Source organism: Sphingomonas faeni (assembly GCF_023195535.1).
In the GTDB taxonomy this organism is placed as follows: domain Bacteria; phylum Pseudomonadota; class Alphaproteobacteria; order Sphingomonadales; family Sphingomonadaceae; genus Sphingomonas; species Sphingomonas faeni_B.
In genome coordinates this window covers 311502-323788 of record NZ_JALPNF010000001.1, presented here as the reverse complement: position 1 = coordinate 323788, position 12287 = coordinate 311502, and the positions used below count along the sequence as shown (strand labels likewise).

The following is a 12287-nucleotide window of genomic DNA, read 5'->3' as shown; positions in this document are numbered from 1 at the left end:
GATGCGACGATCCCCATCCGATTGGTCAGTATCCGGTCAGTCTGTGCCACGCCAACCGCCCGACCCGCTTCGGGCTGCCGGGTGGCGTTGGCAAATCCGACACGTCGAACCGCGCCGACAGCGCCATCGCCCCGAGCGCTCGTGCCCTGCCCGGCCAGCGACCCCGCAATGCCGCGTCGAGCGCTTCTACTGCCCGCGCGTGCGCCAACGCACGGCTCGGCGCGTCGGTCAGCCGCTGCGACAGATCGGCCATCGCCCAGCCCTCGCCTGCCAGCCCGATCCGGGCGTCGCTTACCCAGAGGGTCATGCCGGCGAGTTCGAACAACCGCCGCCCCCGATCGCGCGCGAACCGTTTCACCGCCGCGGCATCGAGCACCGGCTCCAGCAACGCTTCCCACCCATCGGTCATCGCCGCCAGCATCGTGCCCGATACACCCGCCGGCAATACGAACGCCTGAAGCGCGGTCAGCACCGGTTCGGCCGGCGCCGGCGCATCATCCAGCCGCCCCAAAGCCTCGTACCACCACGTCAGTCGCATCTGGCCAACTAACGGCTCCCGCGTCGTCCGCAGGATCGCACCCAGCGTATCGTCGAGCGCGAACAGGGCCTCGAGAGCCGGGCGTGCGACGGGATCGGCATAGCTCAGCGAAAGACTTTGCTCGGGCGCCCGACCTCGACCACGATCGATCACGTGTTCGGTTTCCGACGCCTTAACCATGTTGCTTGTACTGCCTTTATCGGTCGCGGCCCCAAGGATGCAGCCTCATCATCATCCGCGGGGTCGGCAGTGTCCAATAAAGCGAAACGGGAAAGGAGCAACGGCATGCGCAGTTTTGCGTGGCTTCCTCTACTGTGTCGTTTCCTCGGGCACACCGGCGGCAATACGCTGATGATCGCCGCGGCAGCGCTGATACCACTGACCGGCATGGTTGGCGGTGCGATGGACATGAGCCGGCTCTGGCTGACCAAGACGCGGATGCAGCACGCGTGCGATGCAGCCGTGCTTGCGGGGCGCAAGCAAATGGGTGGCGGCACATGGGGCGCGACCAGTAACGCCGCAGCGAACCAGTTCTTCACCGCCAATTTCGCCGATGGCGCGTATGGCAGCACCGGCCTTACCAAAAGCTTTTCCGAGAGCGGCGGCAAGGTGTCGGGCGTGGTCGGTGCGGTCCTGCCGATGACACTGATGAAGGTGATGGGGTTCGACAGCAGGGCGCTGACCGTCACCTGCGACGCCGAGATGCGATTGCCCAACACCGACGTGATGTTCGTGCTCGATACGACCGGTTCGATGGCGCAGAAGGCCGTCAACACCGATCCACAGACCAAGATCCAAGGCCTGCGGAGCGCGGTAAAGTGCTTCTACGAAATTCTTGCCAAGCTCCCTACCGATGCAGTCTGCGCGGCGAGCAAGCCAACTGGAGGGACCACCGGGGTACAGATCCGCTTTGGATTCGTGCCTTACGCGACCAACGTCAACGTCGGATATCTTCTTCCGACCAACTTCGTCGCGAATTCTTGGCCTTACCAATCTCGAACCGTTAACTCGACAAGTTCCGGATTTGGTCCCACTATACAATACGACCAGCAGTTCTATCTCGGTAGCACCAACTGTCCTGCGGCTCCGGCATCAACGGCCACCCGTCAATATTCGGTCGTTAAGGGCTCCGCATACTTCATCTATACGAGCTGTACGTATTATTATCAGGACAGGGTCAACACGGTAACTTGGCGCTATGGCCAAATTACCCATGACATTTCCGGACTGAAGAACGGATCAACCTGGAACACCAGCTTTACGTTGCCCATCGGTAATAACGGGACCGCCAAGACGATCGACTGGGATGGATGCATTGAGGAACGGGCGACCGTGTCCGGGACGAATTTTACCCCGATACCGGCTGGCGCGAAAGATCTCGATATAGACAGTGCGCCCGTTCCCGGCGACGCCTCGACATTATGGGCTCCTGCCCTCCCCGACGTGATCTACACCCGGCAGAGCAACGGGAACAGTACCGGCGGGTGGAACCGGAACTCGGTTACCACCACGGACGAATACGGCAACGGCTCCTATTACGCGTGCCCACGTCCAGCCCGGAAGCTTCAGGCCTGGGGCGATCCTGCAGTGTTCGACGATTATGTCGACAAGTTGACGCCGGAGGGCAACACCTATCACGACATCGGTATCCTGTGGGGTGCGCGCCTCATGTCGCCGACCGGCATCTTCAAGTCCGAGAACGCGACTACTCAGCAGGGCGGCGATATCGAGCGACATATGATCTTCATGACCGATGGCGACACCGCGACCCGTCTCAACGACTACGGCGCTTACGGCGTACCATGGTTCGACAAGCGCAACGTGGCGAACCCGGGCGCTACCACCGACAGTTACAACGATGAGATCAACGCCCGCTTCGCTGCGCTGTGCACGGCCGTGAAGAACAAGAACATCACGCTATGGGTTATCTCGTTCGGCGACGGATCGAACTCCACGACGGAGAGCCGCCTGCAAACCTGCGCGACCTCAAGCAGCTATTATTTCAAGGCATCGAGCTCGGCCGCGTTGCAGACTGCATTCAGCAGCATAGCGAATCAGATCTCGCAATTGCGGCTTACGAAGTGAGGTGGCGTCGCGCCTCGACATCGCTCGCCGGCGATCGACGCGGGGTGGCGCTCGTCGAGTTCGCCCTTGTCGCGCCCGTACTCGTGCTGTTCCTCGTCGGCGCGTTCGACATCGCGCATACGCTCTACATGCAGTCGGTACTGCGTGGCATCGTCCAAAAGACGGGACGCGATTCGGCATTGGAAGACGCCGGATCGACGGCACGGCAAGCCGTCATCGACGCCGACGTCACGAGCCAGGTCCGGCTGCTGTACAACAGCGCGGCGGTGAAGTTCACGCGGCGCTCGTTCACCACCTATACGCAAGCAGCCGCGAAGATTCCGGAGGCCTATACCGATACGAACGATAACAAGACCTGCGACGCCGGCGAGCCGTATATCGATGCTAACAACAACAGCGCCTGGGACCCCGATGGCGGCGGCGCGGGTCAGGGCGGCGCGAAGGACCGCGTGATCTATACGGTCACCGCGACCTACCCCTCTATCCTGCCGCTGTATAAATATGCGGGTGGAACGGCGACTCGGACGGTGTCCGCCACCACGATCCTGCAGAACCAGCCGTATTCGGACCAGCAGGTCACGACCGGTACTGCAACCAGGTATTGCCCATGATCACGGTCCGACGACTGATCCGCAGCGCAGGACGGCTCCGCCACGATCGATCGGGGCTGGCGTTGCTCGAATTTGCGATCGTCTTCCCGGTGCTCCTCACGCTCTCGTTGACGGGAGCGGAAATCACCAATTTCATCACGACCAAGATGCAGGTCAGCCAGCTCGCGCTGATGCTGGCCGACAATGCCGCGCGGATGGGGATCGGTTCGCCGCTGGCCGCCAAGACGATCAGCGAGGTCGATATCAACGACCTGTTCGTTGGCGCCAATCTTCAGTCGGGCTCGCTCGACTTGCGCACGAACGGGCGCGTAATCCTGTCGGATATCGAGCAGGATCCGGCCAATGCCGGTAGATTCCAGATCAAGTGGCAGCGCTGCTACGGGCTGAAGACAACCCATGGCTCGACATACGGTACGGCGCCGTCGAACAATTTGGCGGGCGTGGGTCCCGCCACTCGGCAGGTCGGCGCGCAGGACAATAGTGCGACGATGTTCGTCGAGGTTTATTACGTCTACAAACCGCTGGTAAGCGCGTCGCTCGTGCCATCGGCCACGATTACCGAGATCGCCTCGATGGCTGTGCGCGAACGGCGCGATCTTTCCACCATCGTCAAACCGACAGGGGTGATCGCGTCGACCTGCTGAACCGAATGGCAGTGGGCAGGGCAGCCTTGGTCCCCTGCCCACTGCCAATTACTTGTAGGTCACCTTCTTCGCCGCCGTCACGACCTTCGCAACGTCGACCAGCATCAGCTTTTCGAGGTTCGCCGCATAGGGCATCGGCACGTCCTCGTTGGTCACGCGCAGCACCGGCGCGTCGAGGTCGTCGAAGCCGTGCTCCATCACCACCGACACGATCTCCGAAGCGATCGAGCAGGTCGCCCAATTCTCTTCGACGATGATCATGCGGTTGGTCTTGGCGAGGCTCTTCAGGACCGTCTCGGTGTCGAGCGGGCGCAGCGTGCGCAGGTCGATGACCTCCGCGTCGATGCCTTCTTCGGCAAGCTTCTCGGCGGCTTCGAGCGAAATCCCGACGCCGATCGAGTAGCTGACGATCGTCACGTCCTTGCCCTCGCGGACGATCCGCGCCTTGCCGATCGGCAGGACGTGGTTGTCGAGCTTGGGGACGTCGAAGCTGCGACCGTACATCAGCTCGTTCTCGAGGAACACGACCGGATCCTCGGTACGGATCGCTGCCTTGAGCAGACCCTTCGCATCCGCCGCATCATACGGCGCGATCACGATCAGGCCGGGGACGCTCGCATACCACGCCGCGAAATTGTGCGAATGCTGCGCACCCACGCGCGACGCGGCGCCGTTGGGACCACGGAACACGATCGGGCAGCGCATCTGGCCACCCGACATGTAGTTGGTCTTGGCGGCCGAGTTGATGATGTGGTCGATCGCCTGCAACGCGAAGTTGAAGGTCATGAACTCCACGATCGGACGCAAGCCGCCCATCGCCGCGCCCGCACCGATACCGGCAAAACCGTATTCGGTGATCGGCGTGTCGATCACGCGACGGTCGCCGAACTCGTCGAGCAGGCCCTGTGTGACCTTGTACGCGCCCTGATACTGCGCGACTTCCTCGCCCATCACGAAGACGCGGTCGTCCTCGCGCATTTCCTCGGCCATCGCGTCGCGAAGCGCCTCGCGGACGGTCGTCTTGACCATCTCGGTGCCCTCGGGGATCGCGGGGTCGGAGATGCCGACCTTCTCCGCCGAGGCGACGAGCTGCTGCGTGCCGCTCTCGGCCTTCGCAGGCGAAGCACCTTCGGGAACCGGCGGTGCCTTGTCGTCCGACGGCGTTTCCTTCGGCGCGGCGTTGGCCGCATCGCCGGAGCGTGCCTCGGCCGGCTTCTGGTCGCTCGCGCTCTCGCCCTCTTCGAGGATCGTCGCGATGACGGTGCCGACCTTCACGTTGTCGGTGCCCTCAGGCACGGCGATCGAACCGATCGTGCCTTCGTCGATCGCCTCGAACTCCATAGTCGCCTTGTCGGTCTCGATCTCGGCGAGGATGTCGCCCGACTTGACGCTGTCGCCTTCCTTGACGAGCCACTTGGCCAGCGTGCCCTCTTCCATCGTCGGGGAGAGCGCGGGCATCTTGATCTCGATCGCCATCAGTACGTCTCCACCAGAACGTCGGTGTAGAGCTCGGCAGCATCCGGCTCCGGGGTCTGCTCGGCGAAATCGGCGGCTTCGTTCACGATTTTCCTGATTTCCTGTTCAAGGGACTTGAGGTCCGCCTCGGTCACGCCCTGCGCGTCGAGCAGCTTCTTCATGTGATCGATCGGATCCGACTTGTCGCGAACCGCCTGGACCTCGTCACGCGTGCGGTACTTGGCCGGATCGGACATCGAGTGGCCACGATAGCGATAGGTCTTCATCTCGAGGATGACCGGACCCTTGCCCGCACGGACCCACGCCAGCGCTTCCTCGGCGGCACCGCGGCAGGCCAGCACGTCCATGCCGTCGACCTGGATGCCGGGAATGCGGAAGCTCTCGCCGCGGCGATACAACTGGTCCTCGGCGGAAGCCCGGTTGACGCTCGTGCCCATCGCGTACTGGTTGTTCTCGATCACGAAGATGATCGGCAGCTTCCACAGCTCGGCCATGTTGAAGCTCTCGTACACCTGGCCCTGGTTTGCGGCGCCGTCGCCGAAATAGGCCATGCAGATGCCGCCGTCGTTCGAGTATTTATGCTTGAACGCGAGGCCGGTGCCGAGCGACACCTGCGCACCGACGATGCCGTGGCCGCCGTAGAATTTATGCTCGGTCGAGAACATGTGCATCGACCCGCCCTTGCCCTTCGAGATACCCGAATTGCGTCCGGTCAGCTCGGCCATGATCACCTTCGGGTCGATCCCGTAGGCGAGCATGTGGCCGTGATCGCGGTAGCCGGTGATCACCGAATCGGTCTCGCCGTTGAGCGCGGACTGGAGCCCCACTGCGACGGCTTCCTGGCCGATGTACAGATGGCAGAAGCCACCGATCAGGCCCAAGCCATAGAGCTGGCCCGCTTTTTCCTCGAAACGGCGGATCAGCAGCATCTGCCGATACATTTCGAGCAGTTCGTCCTTCGACGCCTCGTAGGGCTTTGGTTCTGCCGGTCGTTCGCGGTTCGTAATCGGCGGTTCGGCGATTGCGCGCGCTGGTGGGGGGGTCTTGGCCACGATGTGGGAAACCTCGTTTTCCGTAGGGGAGTTGAGGGAGCCTATAGGCGCGGACGGGGCGGAACATCAATTCCCGTCTAAGGTATGTTCGTTTTGGGGGAGCGGGATGGGGGCGGAGGGTCCGCGCTGCACTATGCCTCAGTCATCCGACTCGCCTAGTAATGCTCACCCACAGCCGTCATCCTGACGAAAGTCAGGACCCAGAGTAACGAAACGCTGTCCTTAGTAATCCTGGGTCCTGACTTTCGTCAGGATGACGGCGGGTATACGGCGGCGCGGGTGATCCGACGGTTCAGCCACGCCACTATCCCCACCCCAAGCAAAGCTCCGGTTGCCCTCCCTGCGAGCCACCGCCTAAAGCCAGCCGCAATGGCTCCCACGACAGACCCCCACCAGCATCCCTTACGGATCGCCAATTTCCGCGCCTATTGGCTGTCTCGCTTCACCGGCACGATCGCGGTCAGCGCGATGTCGATCGTGATCGGGTGGCAGGTCTACAACATCGCCCGCGAGACGATGGACATCCGCCAGGCGGCCTTCATGCTCGGTATGATCGGATTCGCTCAGTTCGTGCCGCTGTTCCTGCTCACCCCGATCACCGGCCTTATCGCGGACAGCTTCGACCGCCGCTGGATCGTCCGGGGCACGACGACGCTGCTGGTGCTCACGGCCGCGACATTGTGGTTGCTGACGTGGACCGGCCACCTCACGCTTGGCGTGCTGTTCGTCGCCGCGGTGGCTTTCGGCGTCGCGCGAGCGTTCTCGGGGCCCGCCTACTCCGCCCTAGCCCCCAACCTAGTCCCCCGCGCGGTTCTCCCGACAGCGATCGCGATCAGTTCGATCGCGTGGCAGGTCGGCACGATCGCCGGCCCCAGCGTAGGCGGGCTGCTGTATGCGATCCACCCGGAGGTCGCTTACGGTGTGGCGACGATCCTGTTCCTCGCCGCGCTCGTTTTCATGTTCATGATCGGCCCGGTGCCGCAGCCCGCGACGCAGACCGATCACCGCCCGCTCGCCCGGATCATCGAGGGCTTCACCTATGTCCGCCGCAACCGCCTCGTCCTCGCGACCATCACGCTGGACCTGTTCGCGGTACTGCTCGCTGGCGCGACCTCGCTGCTGCCGGTGTACTCGCGTGACATCCTTCACGTCGGATCGCAGGGGCTGGGCGTGCTCGCAGCGGGCATGGGCATCGGCGCGGCGATCACGGCCGTATGGTTCTCGGTCCGGCCGATGAGCACCAATGTCGGCGTGAAGATGCTGATCGCCGTCGTCGTGTTCGGCCTCGCGATCCTCACCTTCGGCATCGCCACGCCAATCGTCGATCTGCTCGGCATCGCGCCCGGCACGATCGTCGGCATCCCGGTCCAGCCCGCCTTCGTCCTCAGCCTCGTCGCGCTGATCGTCGCGGGCGGCGCAGACATGATCTCGGTCTATGTCCGCCAGTCGCTGATCCAGCTCCACACGCCAGATGCCATGCGCGGCCGTGTCAGCGCAGTGTCGCAGCTCACCATTTCCGCCTCGAACGAGCTCGGCGAATTCGAGAGCGGCGTGATGGCATCGCTGCTCGGCCCGGTCGGCGCAGTGGTGTTCGGCGGTGTCGGTGCTATTGCGATCACGATCGGCTGGGCGCGACTATTCCCGGAACTAGGCCGCGCGAAAACCTTTGATCCCCCAGAGATCCTGGAAACCGAACCTCAGCACGGAGAAGCCAAGCCATGAAGGCCAACTCGATCCTGGACACGATCGGCAACACGCCGCACGTCCGCCTGTCGAAGCTGTTCCCAGAATCCGAAGTCTGGGTGAAGTCCGAGCGCTCGAACCCCGGCGGCTCGATCAAGGACCGCATCGCGCTCGCGATGATCGAGGCGGCGGAGAAGGACGGCCATCTCAAGCCCGGCGGCACGATCATCGAGCCGACCAGCGGCAACACCGGCATCGGCCTGGCGCTCGTCGCCGCGGTAAAGGGGTACAAGATCGTCCTAGTCATGCCCGAGAGCATGTCGATCGAACGCCGTCGCCTGATGCTGGCCTATGGCGCAACGTTCGATCTGACCCCGCGCGAGAAGGGCATGAAAGGCGCGATCGAGCGCGCGAAGGAACTGGTCGAGCAGACGCCCGGTTCGTGGATGCCGCAGCAGTTCGAAAACCCTGCGAACATCGCCGTGCATGTCGCTACGACAGCGCAGGAAATCCTCGCCGACTTCCGCGACACGCCGATCGACGTGATCATCACCGGCGTCGGCACCGGTGGCCACATCACCGGCGTCGCCGAGGCGTTGAAGAAGGAATGGCCGTCGCTGAAGGTCTACGCGGTCGAACCCGCCGCCTCACCGGTGATCGCCGGCGGGCAGCCCGGCCCGCACCCAATCCAGGGCATCGGCGCGGGCTTTATTCCGGTGAACCTCCACACGCAGGCGCTCGACGGCGTGATCGAGGTCGACGCCGGTGTGGCAAAGGACATGGCGCGCCGCTCGGCGACCGAAGAAGGCATGCTGGTCGGCATCAGCTCGGGCGCGACGCTCGCGGCGATCCTCCAGAAGCTGCCCGATCTGCCTGACAACGTGCGCGTTCTCGGCTTCAACTACGACACCGGTGAGCGCTATTTGTCGGTCCCGGACTTCCTGCCCGAACAGTGAGGACCGATCTCTCCGCGCGCGGTACGCGGGTGCTGCGCGCCACCCTCGTCGGCATCTCCGCTCTGGCAATCGTCGGGCCTGCGCTGATCGTCGCCAACGCGCCCACCATCGTCCACGTATCGAAGCGGGTGAAGCTCCCGCCGGGCCGGGTTGTGCCCCAAGCCGAAGTCCCGAAGGTCGAACCCGTCAAGTTCGTCGATCTCAGTCTTGAAGATGCGCGCGCGTTCAACGCGACGGTTCCGTTCTCGACGGCGCCCAACCCGGCCGCTCGCCCGTTCCGCTTTGCCGGCGGGCCGGAGGACCTGGCACGTGCGACCGATTGCATGGCGGCGGGAGTCCTCTACGAGGCCGGCGACGATACGCTGGGCGAACGCGCCGTCGCGCAGGTCGTGCTCAACCGCCTCCGCCATCCGGCGTTTCCGAAGACCGTGTGCGGCGTGGTGTTCGAGGGGCAGGACCGGTCGACCGGGTGCCAGTTCAGCTTCAGCTGCGACGGCGCGATCACCCGCTGGCATCCCACCGACGATGCCTGGCGCCGTGCGCGCGAGGTCGCCGCTGCATCGCTGTCCGGCACGGTATTCAAGCAGGTCGGCTATGCCACGCATTACCACACCGACTGGGTCGTGCCATATTGGCAGTCGAGCCTCGACAAGATCACCGCGGTCAAGACGCATCTATTCTTCCGCTGGTCCGGCTGGTGGGGCACGCCGCCGGCGTTCGGCCGCCATCCCGAGACGATCGAGCCCGCAATCGCGCAACTCGCCGCCCTGTCCGACGCGCACAGGACCGGCGCGGTGCTGGCCGAGGCGGACGCCGCACTGGCGGAGGCGTCGATCGCGATGGGGTTCGGTGCGGCCGCTGAGGCGGCGTCTGCGCCCGTGATGCCGCTGGATAGCGACACGATTTTCATGACGTTGCCGCGCAATCAGAGCGCCGACGGCCTGACTGCGCTTGCGGTCCAGGCGTGCGGGGACAAACCCTTTTGTCGGTATATGGCGTGGACCGACGGGACGAAGACGGCGACTGCAATTCCGCTGGAGCCAGCGCAGACCGCCGCGCTGAGTTTCAGCTATCTGCGCGATCGGGCGAGCAACTACGAACGATCGCTGTGGAACTGCCGCCAGTTCAAGCGCGCTGATGCGGACCAGTGCATGGTTACGCGGGCGGCAATGACCGCCGCACCGCCACCACCCGCCGCTGCGCCGAACGCACCTGCTGCGGCGATCGAACTGAACGGTGTGCGGCGCAGACCGAACGCCATGGCGGCGTCCACAGCGACGCCCGCGCCGACTGCGCCGGTCATGAAGTAGGAAAACCCCGCTCCCCTGCCTGGATGGGAGGGGAGCGGGGTGGGTAGACTAGATTAGGTCGCAGGGGCTCGGACTCACTGGACGCACGCTCGTTCGAGGGGAGCGAACTGTAGCCCGCCCCCTCCCCGATCAGGCCGCCATGAACATTTCGGGCGGCAGCGCCATCAGCGACTCCGCACCGCCCTCGATCTTGCGGCGCAGTGCGCCTGCATCCGGCAGGATCCGCTCGGCATAGAAGCGTGCGGTGACCAGCTTGGCGTCGAGAAACGCGGCCTCGCCCTCGCCTGCTGCCTGCAGCTTGGCCGCAGCGACCGCCATCCGCAGCCACATCACGCCAACCGCGACGATTCCCATCAGATGCATATAGCTGACCGCACCCGCACCGACGTTCTCGGGGTTTTTCATGCCGTTCGCCATGAACCACATCGTCGCCGCCTGGAGCTGGCCGTTCGCCTTCTCCAGCGCCTCGGCGAAGGCCGCTGTCGCCGGATCGCCCTTCGCCGCCGCGACGTCATCCGCCACCAGCTTGAAGAACGCCTGGATCCCGCGGCCGCCATTCTGCGCGAGCTTGCGCCCGACCAGATCCATCGCCTGGACGCCGTTGGTGCCCTCGTAGATCATCGCGATCCGCGCATCGCGGACATATTGCTCCATGCCCCATTCGGCGATGTAGCCATGCCCGCCGTAAACCTGCTGCGCATTCGTCGCGATCGCATAGCCCATGTCCGTGCCGTATCCCTTGATGACCGGGGTCAGCAGCGAGATCAGGTCGCCGGCCAGCTGGCGCTCTTCCTCGCTCTCGGCATGATGCTCGAGATCGGCCTGGAGCGCGGTCCACAGGATCAGCGCGCGCAGGCCCTCGGTCAGCGACTTGCCCTCCATCAGCATGCGGCGGATGTCAGGATGGACGAACAGCGTGTCGGCCTTCTCCTGCGGCTCCTTCGGCCCGGTCAGTGCGCGACCCTGGCGGCGGTCCTGCGCGTACTGGACGGCATTCTGGTAGGCGACTTCGGCTACACCAAGACCCTGAAGCCCGACGCCGAGACGCGCGGCGTTCATCATAATGAACATCGCGGCGAGGCCCTTCGTCTCCTCGCCAACCAGCCAACCGGTCGCCGAATCATAGTTCATCAGGCACGTCGAATTTGCGTGAATTCCCATCTTGTGCTCGATCGACCCGCAGGTGACGCCGTTGCGCGCGCCGAGCGAACCGTCCTCGTTGACGAGGACCTTCGGCACCACGAACAACGAAATGCCCTTCACGTTGTCCGGCGCGCCCGGCGTCTTGGCGAGTACGAGGTGGATGATGTTGTCGGTCAGATCATGCTCACCGCTCGAGATGAAGATCTTCGTCCCGGTGATCGCGTACGAACCATCCGCCTGCGGCTCGGCCTTGGTGCGGATCAGGCCCAGGTCGGTGCCGCACTGCGGCTCGGTCAGGTTCATCGTCCCGCCCCATTCGCCGGACACCATCTTCGGCACGTACATCGCCTTCTGCGCGTCTGAACCCTTGGCGATCAGCGCGGCGATCGCGCCGTGCGTCAGGCCAGGATACATCGCGAACGCCATGTTCGACGAGATCATGTATTCCTGGAACGCGGTCGACACGACGTGCGGCATGCCCTGCCCGCCATACTCCGGCTGGTTGCCGAGCGTCGCCCAGCCGCTCTCGACGTACTGCTTATACGCTTCCTTGAAGCCGTCCGGCGTCGTCACCGAGCCGTCCTCATGCCGTGTGCAACCCTGCTGATCGCCCGACAGGTTGAGCGGGAACAGCACTTCGGCGACGAACTTGCCGCCCTCCTCAAGCACTGCATCGACGACGTCGGGCGAGGCCGCATCGAAGCCGGGGAGATTGGAATAGCGTGGCAGGCCAACGACATGCTCGAGGACGAAACGTGTGTCGCGGACGGGGGGCGTATACTGGGGCAT

General features: G+C 64.1%; 10 protein-coding genes. 6 read left to right on the top strand and 4 right to left on the bottom strand.

Annotation, left to right across the window (positions count from 1 at the left end; genetic code table 11):
* Positions 1 to 25: 25 nt before the first annotated feature.
* The gene (locus SPHN_RS01285; protein ID WP_248520675.1) at positions 26 to 718 is read right to left on the bottom strand and encodes a squalene/phytoene synthase family protein; all 693 of its coding nucleotides are present in this window, start codon (positions 716 to 718) and stop codon (positions 26 to 28) included.
* Between the two features lie 105 nt (positions 719 to 823).
* On the opposite strand from SPHN_RS01285, the gene SPHN_RS01280 reads away from it, so the two are divergent.
* Genes SPHN_RS01280 through SPHN_RS01270 form a run of 3 tightly spaced genes read left to right on the top strand, consistent with a single transcriptional unit; the run spans position 824 to position 3878 of the window.
* Positions 824 to 2623: a TadE/TadG family type IV pilus assembly protein gene (locus tag SPHN_RS01280; protein WP_248520674.1), complete on the top strand. Its 1800-nt coding sequence runs from the start codon at positions 824 to 826 to the stop codon at positions 2621 to 2623.
* The gene (locus SPHN_RS01275; protein ID WP_248520673.1) at positions 2620 to 3234 is read left to right on the top strand and encodes a TadE/TadG family type IV pilus assembly protein; all 615 of its coding nucleotides are present in this window, start codon (positions 2620 to 2622) and stop codon (positions 3232 to 3234) included. Before SPHN_RS01280 ends, SPHN_RS01275 begins: the two co-directional genes overlap by 4 nt.
* Positions 3231 to 3878: a TadE/TadG family type IV pilus assembly protein gene (locus tag SPHN_RS01270; protein WP_248520672.1), complete on the top strand. Its 648-nt coding sequence runs from the start codon at positions 3231 to 3233 to the stop codon at positions 3876 to 3878. The genes SPHN_RS01275 and SPHN_RS01270 overlap by 4 nt, the downstream gene beginning before the upstream one ends.
* Positions 3879 to 3926: 48 nt before the next feature.
* Here the strand turns inward: SPHN_RS01270 and SPHN_RS01265 are convergent, their stop codons facing one another.
* Positions 3927 to 5354: a pyruvate dehydrogenase complex E1 component subunit beta gene (locus tag SPHN_RS01265; RefSeq protein WP_248520671.1), complete on the bottom strand. Its 1428-nt coding sequence runs from the start codon at positions 5352 to 5354 to the stop codon at positions 3927 to 3929.
* Positions 5354 to 6406, bottom strand: a complete 1053-nt coding sequence (gene pdhA / locus SPHN_RS01260; protein WP_432715036.1) for a pyruvate dehydrogenase (acetyl-transferring) E1 component subunit alpha — start codon at positions 6404 to 6406, stop codon at positions 5354 to 5356. Before pdhA ends, SPHN_RS01265 begins: the two co-directional genes overlap by 1 nt.
* A gap of 369 nt (positions 6407 to 6775) precedes the next feature.
* Between pdhA and SPHN_RS01255 the strand changes: the two genes are divergently transcribed.
* From SPHN_RS01255 to SPHN_RS01245, 3 genes are read left to right on the top strand one after another with little or no spacing between them, the layout of a single operon-like run.
* Complete coding sequence (locus SPHN_RS01255; protein ID WP_248520670.1) at positions 6776 to 8128, top strand: MFS transporter; 1353 nt, start codon at positions 6776 to 6778, stop codon at positions 8126 to 8128.
* Positions 8125 to 9045 carry a cysteine synthase A gene (cysK, locus tag SPHN_RS01250; protein ID WP_248520669.1) on the top strand — a complete coding sequence of 307 codons (921 nt, stop codon included), beginning with the start codon at positions 8125 to 8127 and terminating at the stop codon, positions 9043 to 9045. Before SPHN_RS01255 ends, cysK begins: the two co-directional genes overlap by 4 nt.
* Positions 9042 to 10355 carry a cell wall hydrolase gene (locus tag SPHN_RS01245; protein WP_248520668.1) on the top strand — a complete coding sequence of 438 codons (1314 nt, stop codon included), beginning with the start codon at positions 9042 to 9044 and terminating at the stop codon, positions 10353 to 10355. The genes cysK and SPHN_RS01245 overlap by 4 nt, the downstream gene beginning before the upstream one ends.
* Positions 10356 to 10484: 129 nt before the next feature.
* Here the strand turns inward: SPHN_RS01245 and SPHN_RS01240 are convergent, their stop codons facing one another.
* Positions 10485 to 12287, bottom strand: a complete 1803-nt coding sequence (locus SPHN_RS01240; RefSeq protein WP_248520667.1) for an acyl-CoA dehydrogenase C-terminal domain-containing protein — start codon at positions 12285 to 12287, stop codon at positions 10485 to 10487.